The organism is Enterobacter sp. SST3 (assembly GCF_000286655.1).
Classification (GTDB): Bacteria; Pseudomonadota; Gammaproteobacteria; order Enterobacterales; family Enterobacteriaceae; genus Enterobacter; species Enterobacter roggenkampii.
In genome coordinates, this window is sequence record NZ_ALNS01000023.1 from 36326 (window position 1) to 51468 (window position 15143).

General features: G+C 58.0%; 14 protein-coding genes. 6 read left to right on the top strand and 8 right to left on the bottom strand.

All coding sequences use genetic code 11. The annotated features are described in order from the left end of the window. Window positions 1-12 precede the first annotated feature (12 nt). Window positions 13-837 carry a 2,3,4,5-tetrahydropyridine-2,6-dicarboxylate N-succinyltransferase gene (gene dapD / locus B498_RS08315; protein WP_008501915.1) on the top strand — a complete coding sequence of 275 codons (825 nt, stop codon included), beginning with the start codon at window positions 13-15 and terminating at the stop codon, window positions 835-837. Between the two features lie 111 nt (window positions 838-948). Further along, window positions 949-1338 carry a DUF3461 family protein gene (locus B498_RS08310; protein WP_008501916.1) on the top strand — a complete coding sequence of 130 codons (390 nt, stop codon included), beginning with the start codon at window positions 949-951 and terminating at the stop codon, window positions 1336-1338. A gap of 89 nt (window positions 1339-1427) precedes the next feature. On the opposite strand, the gene cdaR is transcribed toward B498_RS08310, so the two are convergent. From cdaR to dgt, 3 genes are all read right to left on the bottom strand, one after another. Next, window positions 1428-2585: a DNA-binding transcriptional regulator CdaR gene (gene cdaR, locus B498_RS08305; protein WP_008501917.1), complete on the bottom strand. Its 1158-nt coding sequence runs from the start codon at window positions 2583-2585 to the stop codon at window positions 1428-1430. A 147-nt stretch (window positions 2586-2732) separates the two neighbouring features. Further along, window positions 2733-4169 (bottom strand): serine endoprotease DegP, encoded by a 1437-nt coding sequence (gene degP / locus B498_RS08300; RefSeq protein WP_008501918.1) that lies wholly within the window; start codon window positions 4167-4169, stop codon window positions 2733-2735. A gap of 130 nt (window positions 4170-4299) precedes the next feature. Next, window positions 4300-5814 (bottom strand): dGTPase, encoded by a 1515-nt coding sequence (gene dgt / locus B498_RS08295; protein ID WP_008501919.1) that lies wholly within the window; start codon window positions 5812-5814, stop codon window positions 4300-4302. Between the two features lie 82 nt (window positions 5815-5896). On the opposite strand from dgt, the gene mtnN reads away from it, so the two are divergent. The 3 genes from mtnN to B498_RS08280 are packed head-to-tail and all read left to right on the top strand — an operon-like array spanning window position 5897 to window position 8039. Next, complete coding sequence (gene mtnN, locus B498_RS08290) at window positions 5897-6595, top strand: 5'-methylthioadenosine/S-adenosylhomocysteine nucleosidase (protein ID WP_008501920.1); 699 nt, start codon at window positions 5897-5899, stop codon at window positions 6593-6595. Then, a complete protein-coding gene (gene btuF / locus B498_RS08285) occupies window positions 6588-7388 on the top strand; it encodes a vitamin B12 ABC transporter substrate-binding protein BtuF (RefSeq protein ID WP_008501921.1) in 801 nt (266 codons plus the stop codon). The genes mtnN and btuF overlap by 8 nt, the downstream gene beginning before the upstream one ends. Before the next feature lie 27 nt (window positions 7389-7415). Beyond that, on the top strand, window positions 7416-8039 hold the full coding sequence (locus tag B498_RS08280) for a TRIC cation channel family protein (RefSeq protein WP_008501922.1): 624 nt from the start codon (window positions 7416-7418) through the stop codon (window positions 8037-8039). Window positions 8040-8097: 58 nt separating this feature from the next. Here the strand turns inward: B498_RS08280 and erpA are convergent, their stop codons facing one another. Further along, window positions 8098-8442, bottom strand: coding sequence for an iron-sulfur cluster insertion protein ErpA (gene erpA / locus B498_RS08275; RefSeq protein WP_008501923.1), 345 nt, complete (start codon window positions 8440-8442; stop codon window positions 8098-8100). Between the two features lie 79 nt (window positions 8443-8521). Continuing rightward, window positions 8522-9922 (bottom strand): H(+)/Cl(-) exchange transporter ClcA, encoded by a 1401-nt coding sequence (gene clcA, locus B498_RS08270; RefSeq protein WP_008501924.1) that lies wholly within the window; start codon window positions 9920-9922, stop codon window positions 8522-8524. Window positions 9923-10098: 176 nt separating this feature from the next. Between clcA and hemL the strand changes: the two genes are divergently transcribed. Continuing rightward, on the top strand, window positions 10099-11379 hold the full coding sequence (gene hemL / locus B498_RS08265) for a glutamate-1-semialdehyde 2,1-aminomutase (protein WP_008501925.1): 1281 nt from the start codon (window positions 10099-10101) through the stop codon (window positions 11377-11379). A gap of 84 nt (window positions 11380-11463) precedes the next feature. Here the strand turns inward: hemL and fhuB are convergent, their stop codons facing one another. Genes fhuB through fhuC form a run of 3 tightly spaced genes read right to left on the bottom strand, consistent with a single transcriptional unit; the run spans window position 11464 to window position 15130 of the window. Further along, complete coding sequence (gene fhuB, locus B498_RS08260) at window positions 11464-13446, bottom strand: Fe(3+)-hydroxamate ABC transporter permease FhuB (RefSeq protein ID WP_008501926.1); 1983 nt, start codon at window positions 13444-13446, stop codon at window positions 11464-11466. After that, window positions 13443-14333 carry a Fe(3+)-hydroxamate ABC transporter substrate-binding protein FhuD gene (gene fhuD, locus B498_RS08255; protein ID WP_008501927.1) on the bottom strand — a complete coding sequence of 297 codons (891 nt, stop codon included), beginning with the start codon at window positions 14331-14333 and terminating at the stop codon, window positions 13443-13445. The genes fhuB and fhuD overlap by 4 nt, the downstream gene beginning before the upstream one ends. Then, window positions 14333-15130, bottom strand: coding sequence for a Fe3+-hydroxamate ABC transporter ATP-binding protein FhuC (fhuC, locus tag B498_RS08250; protein ID WP_008501928.1), 798 nt, complete (start codon window positions 15128-15130; stop codon window positions 14333-14335). Before fhuC ends, fhuD begins: the two co-directional genes overlap by 1 nt. Window positions 15131-15143 lie beyond the last annotated feature (13 nt).

Here is a 15143-nt window from a genome sequence, read left to right on the forward strand (position 1 = left end):
AAAGAGTAAACAATGCAGCAGTTACAGAACGTTATTGAGTCCGCTTTTGAGCGTCGCGCCGAGATTACCCCGGCAAATGTGGATACCGTGACCCGTGAAGCGGTAAACCAGGTGATTTCCCTGCTGGATTCCGGCGCACTGCGCGTGGCAGAAAAAATCGACGGTCAGTGGGTCACTCATCAATGGCTGAAGAAAGCGGTGCTGCTCTCTTTCCGCATCAACGATAACCAGGTTATCGACGGAGCAGAAAGCCGCTACTTCGATAAAGTGCCAATGAAGTTCGCTGACTACGACGAAGCGCGTTTCCAGAAAGAAGGTTTCCGCGTGGTGCCGCCTGCGGCGGTGCGTCAGGGTGCCTTCATCGCACGCAACACCGTGCTGATGCCATCCTACGTGAACATCGGTGCCTACGTTGATGAAGGCACCATGGTGGATACCTGGGCAACGGTTGGTTCCTGTGCGCAGATCGGTAAAAACGTTCACCTGTCCGGCGGCGTGGGCATCGGCGGTGTTCTGGAGCCACTGCAGGCTAACCCAACCATCATCGAAGATAACTGCTTCATCGGCGCGCGCTCTGAAGTGGTGGAAGGCGTGATCGTGGAAGAAGGTTCCGTGATCTCCATGGGCGTTTACATCGGCCAGAGCACCCGTATTTACGACCGTGAAACCGGTGAAGTGCATTACGGTCGCGTTCCGGCGGGCTCCGTGGTGGTTTCCGGCAACCTGCCGTCAAAAGATGGCAAATACAGCCTGTACTGTGCGGTTATCGTGAAGAAAGTGGATGCGAAAACGCGCGGTAAAGTGGGCATCAACGAATTGCTGCGCACCATCGATTAATCGGGTATAACAAAAAGCGGGGGCAACCCCGCTTTTTTTATATCTGAGGGTGGCGAAAATAGATTTTTTCGTTAATTATTCAAAGGTTATGTTGAGATCAAGGGTACCGCTATGTACGATAATCTGAAAAGTCTGGGCATTACCAATCCTGATGAAATTGATCGTTACAGCCTCCGTCAGGAAGCCAATAACGATATTTTGAAAATCTATTTTCACAAGGATAAAGGCGAGTTTTTCGCCAAAAGCGTGAAGTTTAAATATCCACGCCAGCGTAAGACCGTCGTTGCTGACGGCGTAGGACAGGGTTACAAAGAAGTACAGGAAATCAGCCCTAACCTGCGCTATGTGATCGATGAACTCGATCAGATCTGCCAGCGCGACCGCACCGAAGTCGATCTCAAGCGCAAGATCCTTGACGATCTGCGTCACCTTGAAAGCGTTGTTACCAATAAGATCAGCGAGATTGAAGCGGATCTTGAGAAGTTAACCCGCAACAAATAAGCCGTTTTATTGCCCGGTGGCGCTTCGCTTACCGGGCCTACGAACGCATGTAGGCCGGGTAAGGCGAAGCCGCCACCCGGCAAACAGCATCATCTCTGTTCATCCAACTGCAGCGCCACATACAGCAGCAGCCTGTCGTCGAAATTTCCCAGATCTAACCCCGTCAGCTCTGAAATTCGATTTAACCGATACTCCAGGGTATTGCGGTGGATAAACAGCGCTTTTGACGTCGCCAGCGGCTGCACGTTATGACGGAACCACGCCTGCAGCGTCCGGCGCAGCAGGCCGTTATTGTCCATGGCTTTCAGGCGCGCCAGTGGCCGCGCCAGCTCATTGGCCTGCCAGCCACCGCGCAGGCTGTCGAGCAGCACCGGCAGCATCAGGTCCTGATAGAAATAGCTGCGGCTTTCCGGCATTCGCTGCTTGCCCACCATCATGGTGGTGCGCGCGGTTCGCCAGGAGCGGGCGATACTGCCCGGACCGGTAAAGTAGTTGCCCAGCGCAACGCGAAAACGCAGCTGACCATTCTCTTTCATACGGGAAATTAACTGCTCCACGCGACGGCGATGATCGTCCGCATCCCAGCGGCCAAACGCATTGAGCGCCGGTTTGAGCACCACCATCTCCGTCAGAGAGACGATCGCCACCAGGTTGTCGCGCTCCGGCGTTGCCAGTGCATTTTGCAACTGCTGCAGCTCGGCCATCGCGCTGTCTACGCCCAGCTGGCCGCTGTCGACCTCAATGACCGCCACCACGCGCGGCTGATTCAGATCGATCCCCAGACGCTGGGCCCATTCACTGAGCGCAGGCGTATGCTCCTCTGCCTGAATAAGGTTCATCACCAGCTCTTCGCGCAGGCGGCTGTCCTGAGCCAGCAGGTGCATCAGCCGCGACTGCTCGAGCATCATCTCCGCCGTCATGCAGACCAGCTCACCGTATTTTCGCAATGACTCGGGCTCGCCGGTGAGGCCGATGACCCCCACAATCTCGCCTTCAAGGCGCAGCGGTAAATTGATCCCCTGACGGACGCCGTGCAGGTGTTTCGCTACCGCATCGTCGATATCAACCACGCGCCCCTGGGAGAGCACCAGCAGCGCGCCTTCGTGCAATTCCCCAATACGCTCGCGATCGCCACTGCCAATAATGCGCCCGCGGGCATCCATTACGTTGATATTGGTATCAATGATGCGCATGGTGCGCGCCACAATATCCTGCGCCATTTTGGTATCAAGATGCCAGCCAGCCATAGAACCCTCCCGTGAGCAGAGCTCAAGCATAGGGAAGTTCAGCGACGCCTGCATTGTGCAGATGCACAAAGAGAGAGGAAGAAGTGTGGACTTGTGTGAAAGGTCACAGAAACGAGGAAAGCCCCTGCGAACAGGGGCTTCAGAGGATTACTGCATCAGAAGGTAAATAGAGGTGTCCCCACGCTGGATATTCAGCGCCAGCACGGAAGGTTTGCTGTCGAGGATCTTACGCAGTTCAGCGATGTTTTTCACCGGCTGCTGGTTAGCGCCCATGATCACATCGCCTTTTTTCAGGCCGATACGGGCTGCCGGTGAATTCGCCTTCACGTTATTCACCACTACGCCTTTATCTGCGCCTTTGTTGCTCATCTCGGCGCCTTCAATCCCGCTGAAGATGGTGCTGGAGTCCACCTGATTCTGGCTGCTCTGCTGCAGCTCCAGGCTGACGTTAACCGCCTTGCCGTCGCGCAGCAGACCAAGGGTCACTTTGCTGCCGATAGGCATAGAGCCGACTTCCGCACGCAGGGCGGCAAAGCTGCTGATCGGTTTACCGTTCAGGGAGGTGATCACATCCCCCGCTTTAATGCCCGCTTTAGCGGCAGAGGAGTTCGGCATCACCTGGCTGACGAATGCCCCGCGCTGGGCGTCAACCTTCATTGCCTTAGCCAGTTCGGAGTTCAGTTCCGTACCCAGGATACCCAGCTCACCGCGTTTCACCTGGCCATACTGCACCATCTGCGCGGTCAGGTTTTTCACCATGTTACTTGGGATAGCAAAGCCGATCCCGATGTTGCCGCCGTCCGGTGCCAGGATCGCGGTGTTGATACCGATCAGCTCGCCGTTCAGGTTCACCAGCGCGCCGCCGGAGTTACCGCGGTTGATCGCCGCATCCGTCTGGATGAAGTTTTCATAGTTTTCGGCATTGAGGCCGCTGCGGCCCAGTGCAGAGACGATACCCGAGGTCACGGTTTCACCCAGACCGAACGGGTTACCGATCGCCACGGTATAGTCACCCACGCGCAGCGCGTCGGAGTCGGCAATTTTAATCGCCGTCAGGTTTTTCGGATCCTGAATCTGGATCAGCGCGATGTCGGAGCGTGGATCTTTGCCGACCACTTTGGCGTCAAACTTACGGCCATCGCTCAGCTGAACCTTAATGCTGCTCGCGTTATCAACAACGTGGTTGTTAGTGACGACATAGCCTTTCGCTGCATCAATGATTACCCCCGAGCCAAGCGCCATGAATTTCTGCTGCTGGCCGCCGCCCTGGCTGTCATCCCCTGCGCCACCGCCCTGACAGAACGGAGAGCTCTGGAATGGCGAACCGTCCTGGCAGAACGGCGAGTTGTCGCCGAAGAACTGCTGGAAGTTACGCGGCATGCGCGGCGTATTGACGGTCGTGCTACCCTCAACGTTAATACTCACCACCGATGGCATCACTTTTTCGAGCATCGGTGCCAGGCTTGGCATCTGCTGCGCGGTTGCTGCCGACGACGCGGTCTCGGCTGCAGTAGCAGTCAGAGGAGACAGCGCTAAACCTAAACTCAGAGCCAGTGCACTCATTGCTAATGTGGTTTTTTTCATGTTTCTCAATCTCGATTTACAGGTAACGCAAAATTGCTGTGTAACTCAGATTCGTTTTATACCGCTTAGTTCCGGCGATAAGTTTATGGAAAAGGTAAAAATTTATTGGCCGTCTTTACAAAACTCCGGGTTATTCCACCGCCATCAGCTTGCGATATTCATCCCAGGCATACAAATCCGTCATGCCGCTGATATAGTCCTGGATAAGACGGCAGCGGTAATAATATTCCATCACTGGCCACTGCGGTGACTGGCGATCCAGCTTGCCAATCGCTTCGACATACGCCAGACGGTGTCGGGTAGAAAGTTTTTGATAAAGTCGTGATTCAATGGGAATACGGCGCACGCGCTCGTGTTCTACCAGCTCGCTGAATTCGTCGACCGACAGCTGGAGCAGCGGAGCATAAATTTCCAGTAACCCACTGATCACCCTATATCCCTGCAGCTCTAACTGTTCGACATCCGGATGGCTGAATACATGCCGCATCGCCACATGTTTATAAAGCTCGAGGAGCTGGCTGAAACTGCTGTCATCTTCCAGCAGGGCGTGGTTGAATTCCCCGCTGAAAATCAGCGGCAAATTATCAATAAAGCGTGACGCCGCGTACGGCACCAGCTTATTTAATGTATTGACCCGCAAATACATAAAGAACTGGTCTTCCGTACTGCGGCTTAATGTATTTGAGCGCGATTTTTCCCAGGCATTTTCGACAACCTGCGCAAACAGCGAGCCTTTTTCATGGGTGCCCCAGGCCGTATAAAGATGCTGATAAAGCTCCTCGACGCTGAAAATTCTTTTCTCAACGGCGTCTTCCAGATCGGCCACGCAATAGGAAATATCATCGGCGGCTTCCATAATCCAGGTCAATGGAAAACGGCCGTTTGGCGTCAATGAAAGTTCTTTACGTAACCGTTCAATATAAGCCTCTTCGGAAAGGTAATAGCCCGGTTTTTTCATTAAATAACTGTGGGACGCGGGCGTCTCCCCCATCCACCACGCGGGGCGCGTATATTTAAGAATGCAGCCGACCTGCGCCCAGGTCAGGTTCATACGCATCAGGGAATGCACCAGCCGGATCCCCTGCGCGTTACCCTCAAAGTGACAGAGGTCCTGGCGCACCTTGCGGCGCAGATCGTTCAGCCCCTCTTCACCTTCACGCAGGCGTAAATCGCGTACGATGCAGCGGTCGTCGCTCAGCGGCTGGCTTACCGCATCCGAAGGGTAAAGCCGTTGCTTAAACCAGTCATTGATAGCCGCCTCACCAAAGTGGCCGAAAGGCGGGTTGCCGATGTCATGCATCAGGCAGGCCATCTCAACGATGCTCTCAAAAGGCCCCGTCAGCTCGTCCAGACCATAGGTTTCCAGTAAGCGCTGCTCTTTGAGACGGCTTAAAATCTCTTTGGCGATGTAGCGCCCGACCTGCTGCACCTCCATGGAGTGGGTTAAGCGCGTGCGCACCGCGGCGTTACGCTCCAGCGGAAAGACCTGGGTCTTTTGCTGCAGACGGCGGATGGCGGGCGAGTTAATGATCCGCCCGCGATCGCTTTCGAAGATACGCAGGATCTCATGTTCGCTCTTGTCGCCCTGCGGCGAACGGAAACGTCGGTGCCAGTTAATTTTGGTGCGAAAATCGATTGGTGACATGTGCTCCCCCGCGTGAGAATGCGTTTCCCCTTAACCGCATGATAGACTATGCATCTTAACAAGGCACATCGCGAGTAAATCTATGAAAATCGGCATTATTGGTGCAATGGAAGAAGAAGTTACGCTTCTGCGTGACAAAATTGAGAACCGTCAGACCCTCTCTCTGGGGGGTTGTGAGATCTATACCGGTCAGCTAAACGGTGTTGACGTGGCTCTGCTGAAATCAGGCATCGGTAAAGTCGCTGCGGCGCTGGGTGCCACCCTGCTGCTTGAGCGCTGCAAGCCGGACGTGATCGTGAATACCGGCTCTGCGGGGGGCCTGGCGCCGACGCTGAAAGTGGGTGACATCGTTGTTTCCGACGAAGCGCGCTATCACGATGCGGACGTCACCGCGTTCGGCTACGAGTACGGCCAGCTTCCGGGCTGCCCGGCAGGGTTTAAAGCGGACGACAAACTGATTGCGGCGGCAGAGACCTGCATTGCGGAGCTCAACCTCAACGCGGTACGCGGTCTGATTGTCAGCGGTGATGCGTTCATCAACGGCTCCGTTGGCCTGGCGAAAATCCGTCATAACTTCCCTCAGGCGGTGGCCGTTGAGATGGAAGCGACCGCGATCGCGCACGTTTGCCATAATTTCAACGTACCGTTTGTAGTGGTTCGCGCCATCTCTGACGTGGCAGATCAGCAGTCCCACATCAGCTTCGACGAGTTCCTGACCGTTGCGGCAAAACAGTCCACCGTGATGGTGGAACGCCTGGTGCAGAACCTGGCACGTGGCTAAACATCCCCTCAGGGCGCTGGCCGCCCTGCTTCTGCTCGCACCGGCGTGGCTTTTTGCCGCGCCGCGTGTGATTACCCTCTCTCCCGCCAATACCGAACTGGCGTTTGCCGCCGGGATCACGCCCGTTGGCGTGAGCAGCTTTTCGGATTATCCCCCACAGGCTGCGGGCATTGAACAGGTGGCAACCTGGCAAGGGATGAACCTTGAGCGCATCGTGGCGCTGAAACCGGATCTCGTGCTGGCCTGGCGCGGCGGCAACGCCGAGCGGCAGGTCAACCAGCTTACCTCCCTTGGCATCAAGGTCATGTGGATTGATGCCGTCAGCATTGAGCAGGTCGCTCAGGCGCTACAGGCCCTGGCACCCTATAGCCCTACGCCCAAAAAAGCCGAGGCTGCAGCGAAACAGATGCTCAGCGACTATGCCGCGCTGAAATCCCGATACGATACCCCTGTTAAAAAGCGCATCTTCCTGCAGTTTGGCAGCCAGCCGCTGTTCACCACCGGTAAAGGGTCGATTCAGAATCAGGTACTGGAAGTCTGTGGCGGTGAAAACATCTTTGCAGCCAGCCGGGTACCGTGGCCTCAGGTAAGCCGTGAGCAGGTTCTGGCGCGCCAGCCACAGGCCATCGTGGTGGTCGGAAATGCGAGCGAAATTCCCAAAATCGAGCAATTCTGGCAAAAGCAGCTAAAAATACCGGTAATACCCCTCAATAGCGACTGGTTTGAACGCGCCAGCCCGCGTATTATCCTCGCCGCAAAACAGCTCTGTGCCGCGCTGGCAGAGAGTCACTAACATAAGACCCTTTTCGAGGATTTAACGATGCTCGTTTATTGGCTGGATATTCTTGGCACAGCCGTTTTTGCTATCTCCGGCGTCCTGCTCGCCGGAAAACTACGCATGGATCCGTTTGGCGTGCTGGTGCTGGGCGTGGTGACCGCCGTGGGCGGCGGGACTATCCGCGATATGGCGCTGGCCAATGGCCCGGTGTTTTGGGTGAAAGATCCGACCGACCTGGTGGTCGCGATGGTCACCTGTCTGTTAACCATTGTGCTGGTTCGCCAGCCCCGTCGATTACCAAAATGGATATTGCCGGTACTGGATGCCGTCGGTCTGGCCGTGTTTGTCGGTATTGGTGTCAATAAGGCGTTTAATGCGGGCACCGGTCCGATGGTGGCGATCTGCATGGGCGTATTAACCGGCGTGGGCGGCGGGATCATTCGCGACATTCTGGCACGTGAGGTGCCGATGATCCTGCGTACTGAAATTTACGCGACGGCCTGTATTGCGGGCGGCATTGTCCACGCGACCGCGTATTACACCTTTGCCATTCCGCTGGAAAACGCCGCGATGCTCGGGATGATCGTGACGCTGGCGATACGTTTAGCGGCGATACGCTGGCACCTGAAGCTGCCGACGTTTGCGCTGGATGAAACTTCAAGATAGGCGTCGTTTATAAGCCCGGTGGCGCTTCGCTTACCGGGCCTACAATCCGCATTCAGGCTTAAATGCTGAACGAAGACCCACACCCGCAGGTGCTTGTTGCATTCGGGTTGGTCACCACAAAGCGTGAACCTTCCAGACCTTCGGTGTAGTCGACCGAACCACCTACCAGATACTGCAGGCTCATCGGGTCAACCACCAGCGCGACGCCCTGTTTCTCAATGGTCATATCGCCATCGTTAACCTGATCGTCAAAAGTAAAACCGTACTGGAAGCCGCTGCAGCCGCCACCGGTAATATAGACACGCAGTTTCAGATCCGGATTGTCTTCGTCGGCAATCAGGGTTTTCACTTTGTTGGCTGCTGCTTCGGTAAATTCCAGCGGCACAGCTACGTCATCACTCATCTTATGCTCCCATGAATACTGCTATTGGGTAAAATTCACCCAATTCTTTTCGTCATTATCTAATACCCTGGTAATTCATTCAAGTATTCTGCGCGGCGGCCCGCTCCGCCTCTTGTTTTGCCAGGGTACGCGCGAGGATGGTGGAGTATAGCGGTTTTCCACCCAGGAACTGGGCTAATAGTGTCGCCCCGAGACAGGTAATGATCATTGGCAAAATGAGCTGGTAATTGTCCGTCATCTCCAGCACCAGCACGATCCCGGTCAACGGCGCGCGCAGGGAGGCGGCCAGCAGCGCCCCCATTCCGGCTACCGCAAAGGTCCCTGCATCAAGGTGATAGGCGGGAAAGCCCGCTTGAGCCGCCATACCAAACGCGGTGCCCAACAAGGTTCCCAGCGCCAGCATCGGGGCGAATATCCCGCCGGGCGCGCCGGAGGAAAAACACAATACCGTGGTGATGACGCGGGAGATAAACATAAACAACAGCAGACCCACGCTGAAGTTCCCCGCCGCCGCAATCGGGATCAGCCCGAAGCCGCCGCCCGCGGCATTTGGCTCGATAAACCCGAGCACGCCACAGATTCCGCCAAGCAGGCCGCCCATCAGCACCCATTTAGTCGTATTCCCACCGTGAATACGCTGGAACATATCCTGAGCGCGCAGGATAAAGGTGTTAAACAGCGGTCCCACCACGCCAAAAATCATGCCGAGGATCAGGTAAAGCCACAGGGTGTTAACCGGCGCGTTGGTCAGTTTACCCACCTCAATGACCGCCCCTTCGCCATTAAAGAGGCGAAACACGATGCTCGACATAATGACGCCGGTAAAAACCGCTTTAATGGAGATCAGGTTGTAGCGAAACTGCGCGCGCATCTCTTCGATGATAAACAAAATGCCCGCCAGCGGCGCGTTAAAGGCCGCCGATAGCCCCGCCGCCGCACCGGTAGCCAGCAGCGTATGGCGCGCTTCGGCGCTGCGCATCCGAAAGAGATCGCCCACCATGCGGCCGACGTTCCCGCCCAGCTGAACCGTGGGCCCTTCCCTGCCGAGCACCATTCCCGCGCCCAGCGTACCCATGCCGCCGATAAATTTTACCGGAATGACTCGCCACCAGCGCACAGGACGCAGCTCCTCCAGCGCCCCTTCAATTTCCGGGATGCCGGACCCGCCCGCCTCCGGCGCGAATTTACGCACCAGGAAATACCCCACCATGGCAAACAGCGCCGACAGCCCGAACGCCGCAACCCAGACCAGCCATCGGCTGTCGGCGAAACCGGCCACGGTTCCCACTCGCCAGTTGAGCACGGCATTAACCGCTTTTTCAAACGCCACGCCCACCAGACCGGCGAGCGTTCCCACCACGGCAGCGGCCAGCAGGATCGCCAGCGGCGTTTTATCGCGATTGAGCAGCCGTCGAATACTGATTCGATGCTGGGCGCGCGTAAACTGTTGTTCTTCAAAAGACGGAGAATCTGATTTCATGTCCTGTACTTATTCGTCATACAAAAGCCGCGTGGATTTTACCAGAGACTGCCCCACCGTCTCCTGAAAATTACTTAACAAATCTTAAAGCATTACCAGGCTAAAAATTTCATAACCTTCCCCGAATCACTTAGAATAGTGGGCTTAATCATTTTATACGAACCAGGAACGACGCCATGAGCAAGTCTGAAAACCTCTACAGTGCAGCCCGCGAGCTTATTCCGGGTGGCGTGAACTCACCTGTGCGCGCCTTTACCGGCGTGGGCGGCACGCCGCTGTTTATCGAACGTGCTGACGGCGCGTATCTGTATGATGTCGATGGCAAAGCCTATATCGATTACGTCGGCTCCTGGGGCCCGATGGTGCTGGGTCACAACCACCCGGCCATTCGTAACGCGGTAATTGAAGCCGCCCAGCGCGGCCTGAGCTTCGGTGCGCCTACCGAAATGGAAGTGAAGATGGCGGAACTGGTCACCGAGCTGGTCCCGACCATGGACATGGTGCGCATGGTGAACTCCGGTACCGAAGCCACCATGAGCGCCATCCGCCTGGCGCGCGGTTTTACCGGCCGCGATAAAATCATCAAGTTCGAAGGCTGCTACCACGGCCACGCGGACTGCCTGCTGGTGAAAGCGGGTTCCGGCGCGCTGACGCTCGGCCAGCCAAACTCGCCTGGCGTGCCTGCGGATTTCGCGAAGCATACCCTGACCTGCACCTACAACGATCTGAACACCGTTCGCGCGGCGTTCGAGCAGTATCCGCAGGAGATCGCCTGCATCATCGTTGAGCCGGTTGCGGGCAACATGAACTGTATCCCACCGCAGCCTGACTTCCTGCCGGGCCTGCGCGCCCTGTGCGATGAGTTCGGCGCGCTGCTGATCATCGACGAAGTGATGACCGGCTTCCGCGTGGCGCTGGCGGGCGCCCAGTCTTATTACGGCGTGGAGCCGGACCTCACCTGCCTGGGTAAAATCATCGGCGGCGGCATGCCGGTCGGCGCGTTCGGTGGTCGTAAGGACGTCATGGAAGCGCTGGCACCAACCGGCCCGGTTTACCAGGCGGGCACGCTCTCCGGCAACCCTATCGCCATGGCGGCGGGTTTTGCCTGCCTGACCGAAGTGGCGCAGCCAGGTATTCACGAAACCCTGACCGACCGGACCACGCAGCTGGCAAACGGCCTGCTGGAAGCGGCAGAAGAGGCCGGTATTCCGCTGGTGGTTAACCACGTAGGCGGGATGTTCGGGATTTTCTTCACCGAGGCGAAAACCGTGACCCGCTATCAGGACGTGGTGAAGTGCGACGTTGAACGCTTCAAGCGCTTCTTCCACCTGATGCTGGAAGAAGGCGTGTACCTGGCACCGTCCGCATTCGAGGCGGGCTTTATGTCCGTGGCGCACAGCGAAGAAGATATCAACAACACCATCGACGCGGCGCGTAAGGTGTTTGCGAAGCTCTAAGAGCATTGCCGGGTGGTGCTAACGCTTACCCGGCCTACGGTGTTCTCCCTCTCCCCGTGGGAGAGGGCATCAAGCCGCACCTGATTACCGACTCTGCTTTCTCAACAGATAGATAAAATACGGCGCACCAATAAAGGTCGACAGCAGCCCCGCCGGGATCTGATACGGGAACAGCACCATTCTTCCGCACCAGTCTGCAAACACCAGCATCACCCCACCCGTGAGGGCCGACATGACGATATGCGGCATCGTCCGGCGGAACCCCATCATTCTGGCGATATGCGGCGCCATTAACCCCACAAAACTCAACGGGCCAATCGTCATGGTGGCCGTCGCCGTCAGGCACGCGGCGAGCAGCAGCAGCGCTACACGTGCTGGCGTCAGCGCCATTCCCACCGCACGTGCGGTTTCACCGCCGAGCGGCAGAATAGTCAGCCAGCGTCGGCACAGCGGCACCATCGCCAGCAGTACGATCATCACGAGCCCGGACCCGATCGCCTGGCTGCCGGTCGCGCCGTACGTTGAGCCGGATATCCAGGTCAGGATCTTCGCCATACGCGGATCGCCGCTTGCCTGCAGCATCATCAGCAGCATGGTGAACGCGGTGCTGAGCGCCATCCCCGCCAGCAGCATGCGGTGCGGTGAAAACCCGCCGCGACCGGCGGCAATCAGGATAATCAGCAGCGTAACCGCCGCCCCGAGACTGCCGGCAGGCATCAGCCAGCCAAACGCATTGCCCGGCACAAAGAACAGCATCAGCACCACGCCAAAGGCGGCGCCAGAGCTGATCCCAAGCACTTCCGGGCTCGCCATCGGGTTGCCGGTCAGACGCTGAATAATGCACCCCGCCACCGCCAGCATTACCCCTGCAATCAGCGCAGCAAAGATACGCGGCCAGCGCCACTGCAGCAGGTCGTTGAGTAAATCGCCCGTTGCCCAGTGCCAGCCCGCGGCATCGCGACCGAATGAGAGCGCCGCGAACGAGGCGATAACCAGCACCGCCAGCCCGGCAAGGCTAAACCACAGTACCGGCTGACGTTCAGCATGGACTTTATCGCCCGCATCCATCGCCGGCGCGCTCATGCTGCGCAGACGCGGCAGCAGCCAAAGCAGCAGCGGCGCACCGATAAGCGCCGTGACCGAGCCGGTAGAGACTTCCCGCCACACCCGCGCCAGCCAGAGAATAAGCTGATCGGAAAGCCAGAGGATCAGCGCCCCAATCAGCGAGGCCAGCAGCAGACGCGCCAGCAAACGGCGCGCCCCAAGCATTTTCGCCAGCAGCGGCGCAAACAGGCCGATAAACCCGATGATGCCGACCGCGTTCACCAGCAGGGCGCTTAATACAATCGCCAGCGTCAGCGCCGCCAGGCGAGCCAGCGACAGCGCCAGCCCCAGGTTACGCGCCACGCCATCATCCAGTCCCATCAGCGTCAGGGGACGCAGGAGCAGCAGCGTCAGCACAACACCGCCAGCCAGCTGCGGCCACAGGCGCAGCACAACGCTCCAGTCGGTTTGGGTGAGCGTGCCGGTACTCCACAGGAACATGCTTTGCAGCCTATCGTGGTGGAACAGCACCAGCAGCTGGTTAATGGCGCCACAGTAGAGGCTCACCACCAGCCCGGCCAGGATAAGCGTTACCGGAGAAAGGCGCTTGCCCCAGGCCACGCCAAAGACCAGCGCGCCCACTACGCACGCCCCCGCGAGTGCCGCAAACTGCGAGGTTAACGCTCCCGGCAGCGCCCACAGCGTGGTGATAGTGATCCCAAGCTGCGCGCCGGTCGCGACGCCGAGCGTGGTTGGCTCTGCCAGCGGGTTACGTAACACCTGCTGGAACAGCACGCCCACCAGCCCTAAGCCGGCACCGACTAAAAGGGAGATTGCCAGACGCGGCAGCAGGCTGTAGTGGAACAGCATCTGCTGAATATTGTCGATATCCGGCGAGGCCAGCGCGGCTCCCCATTGCGCGCGCGGTAACGCGGCAGAGAGGTTGAACCCGGTTAACGCCAGCGCGGCAAGAAAAATCAGCATCAGCAGAAGCGCCGGGAAACGGGCAATACGCGTATTCATGCTTTACCTCCCAGGGCGTTATCCAGCACGCGGGCAAAATGCATCGCCGACAGCGTCGCGCCGTAGAACCAGACCGCCGGAGCGCGCTGGAAGCGCCGCTCGCGCACAAACGGCATCGCCTGCCAGAGCGGGGTCGCCATCAGGGTTTGCATGTCGCGCTCGTTGCCGTGATCGAAGCACAGCACATCCACATCGCGAAACGCCGCGAGGCGATCGATACCCACAGCGGTACTGCCCCAGAACGTCATCTCCCCTTCCCAGGCGTTACGAATGCCGAAGCTGTCCAGCACCTCCTGGAACAGGCAGTTTTTACCAAAGACCAGCATATGGCGGGCATCCAGCAGCGTCACCATCAGCAGCGGACGATCGCCCCGGTGAGCAAAACGCGGCTTCAGGGAGGCGATCAGGGCATCAAATTCGTCGAGATGCCGTTTGGCCTCCGCTTCCCGGTTAAGGAAATGCGCCATCTCGCCAATCGAATTTTTCGCTACGGCCAGCGGTTTTTTACCGTCGCTGAAAGCGAATCCGCGCCCGGGCGCAATGCGCGCCATCACCTCTTCTGACGGACCGTAGCCCGCGGACCAGAACAGGAACGAGGGTTTCATCTGGGTGAGCAGCTCGAGGTTTGGCTCCGTACGCAGGCCGACGTCGATCACCGAGTCCGGCAGCTTCGGCTCGTTCACCCAGAGGTTATAGTTGGGAATGTCCGCGACGCCGTAGGGCGTAACGCCGAGCGCCATCATCAGCTCGACCGGCAACCACTCCAGCGCCACTATGCGGTGCGGATCGACGGCGGCGGCACGCGCCGTATTCATTTTTAACAGCAGCGGTGAGAGGGCCATCGCCGTCAGCAGGCGACGGCGGCTAATGCGCATGTTGTCCAGCATCAGTACACGAAGCTCACCGGTGCAGCCCCGGCCGGGTGAGGCAGAATACCCATCGGAATACCATAAATCTGTTCCAGCGTTTCGCTGCGCATCAGCTCGGACGGCGTTCCCTGCGCAATCATTTCGCCGCCGCGCAGCGCAACAAGGTAATCGCAGTAGCGTGCCGCCATGTTGATATCATGCAGCACCGCAATCACCGTCAGACCGCGCTGCTGGCTTAAGCGGTGCACCAGCGCCAGAACATCGACCTGATGGGCGATATCAAGTGCGGAGGTGGGTTCGTCGAGGAGCAGGCAGCGGCTGTCCTGGGCCACCAGCATTGCAATCCACGCGCGCTGGCGTTCTCCGCCGGACAGGCTATCCACCAGACGGTGCGCCAGCGGCTTAAGCCCGACCAGCGCAATCGCCTCTTCCACTTTCTCTCTGTCGGCCACGCCAAATCGTCCAAGCGCGCCATGCCACGGATAACGCCCAATCGCCACCAGCTCTCGCACCGTCATCCCCTCCGCCTGCGGCAGCTGCTGCGGCAGATACGCCACTTTGCGGGCAAAGGCTTTACTGCTCCAGCTCTCCAGCGGTTGGTCATCCAGCAGGATGTCGCCTTCTGACGGCGGCTGATGGCGTCCCAGCATCTTGAGCAGCGTGGACTTACCGGAACCGTTGTGACCAATCAGGCCAGTGACTTTACCTGCGGGAAACGTCAAAGAGAGCGGATGCAGCAAGGTGCGCCCGGGTACGCGAAAGGAGAGATGGTTGAGCGTAAAGGTGGTGTCGGGTTGCGTTTGATTATCCTGCATATCAGCCAACTTA

Coding starts and splice junctions, on each gene's coding strand:
- degP (WP_008501918.1), bottom strand. CDS start 4,169: ATGAAAAAAACCACATTAGCAATGAGTGCACTGGCTCTGAGTTTAGGT.
- B498_RS08280 (WP_008501922.1), top strand. CDS start 7,416: ATGCTCGTTTATTGGCTGGATATTCTTGGCACAGCCGTTTTTGCTATC.
- dapD (WP_008501915.1), top strand. CDS start 13: ATGCAGCAGTTACAGAACGTTATTGAGTCCGCTTTTGAGCGTCGCGCC.
- dgt (WP_008501919.1), bottom strand. CDS start 5,814: ATGTCACCAATCGATTTTCGCACCAAAATTAACTGGCACCGACGTTTC.
- fhuB (WP_008501926.1), bottom strand. CDS start 13,446: ATGAATACGCGTATTGCCCGTTTCCCGGCGCTTCTGCTGATGCTGATT.
- B498_RS08310 (WP_008501916.1), top strand. CDS start 949: ATGTACGATAATCTGAAAAGTCTGGGCATTACCAATCCTGATGAAATT.
- hemL (WP_008501925.1), top strand. CDS start 10,099: ATGAGCAAGTCTGAAAACCTCTACAGTGCAGCCCGCGAGCTTATTCCG.
- erpA (WP_008501923.1), bottom strand. CDS start 8,442: ATGAGTGATGACGTAGCTGTGCCGCTGGAATTTACCGAAGCAGCAGCC.
- fhuD (WP_008501927.1), bottom strand. CDS start 14,333: ATGCTGGACAACATGCGCATTAGCCGCCGTCGCCTGCTGACGGCGATG.
- mtnN (WP_008501920.1), top strand. CDS start 5,897: ATGAAAATCGGCATTATTGGTGCAATGGAAGAAGAAGTTACGCTTCTG.
- clcA (WP_008501924.1), bottom strand. CDS start 9,922: ATGAAATCAGATTCTCCGTCTTTTGAAGAACAACAGTTTACGCGCGCC.
- cdaR (WP_008501917.1), bottom strand. CDS start 2,585: ATGGCTGGCTGGCATCTTGATACCAAAATGGCGCAGGATATTGTGGCG.
- fhuC (WP_008501928.1), bottom strand. CDS start 15,130: ATGCAGGATAATCAAACGCAACCCGACACCACCTTTACGCTCAACCAT.